The organism is Hyphomonas beringensis, assembly GCF_000682755.1.
Classification (GTDB): Bacteria; Pseudomonadota; Alphaproteobacteria; order Caulobacterales; family Hyphomonadaceae; genus Hyphomonas; species Hyphomonas beringensis.
This window is the reverse complement of the sequence record NZ_AWFF01000096.1, coordinates 1-611: the sequence shown is the minus strand read 5'-3', so window position 1 is coordinate 611 and position 611 is coordinate 1. Positions and strand designations below refer to the sequence as shown.

Here is a 611-nt window from a genome sequence, read left to right as displayed (position 1 = left end):
TCTCTGTGGTGGACCGCCCCTATGACGGGACAACCCGTGTCGAGCTGACGGGTGCTCAGTTGGCCAATGCCGTCGCGTCCGATCTGGCTGGTGGTACCGTGGCCCTGGATTCAAGTACCGAATACGGTGTGATGTCGGACAAGAATGCCCGCGCGAATAAATTGTTGACGGCGCAATATGAGCTGACGGGCGCGGATCAGGACAATTATATCCTGACCCTGCCGACAGACCTGACGGCGGATATCGCCAAGGCGCAGCTGACGGTCACGGGTACTCTAACGGCTGAGGACCGTCCCTATAATGGGATGACGACAGCGACGATCGATACGTCGAACCTGTCACTGTCGGATTACGTCGCGGGCGATGAACTCACGCTCGAACTGGCGAATGCGACAGGGTCGTTTGTGGACGCGAATGCCGGTGTTGCCAAGACGGTGACGCTTAGCACGAGCGGGTCCCTGGGCGGGGCTGACAGGGAAAATTACGAGATCGTCTCGAATGCGCCCACGACGACGGCCACGATCACGCCGAAGCTTCTGACGGTTGATGGTGTGACGGTTGCGCCGCGGACCTATGACGCGACGGCGATCGCGGACCTGTTGGGCGGGACG

Annotated in this window: 1 protein-coding gene; it reads left to right on the top strand. The window is 60.6% G+C overall.

The window, feature by feature from the left end; translation table 11 throughout:
* Window positions 1-611, top strand: a 611-nt coding sequence (locus tag HY29_RS19435; protein WP_034799247.1) for a YDG domain-containing protein, incomplete at both ends; no start/stop codon positions are given.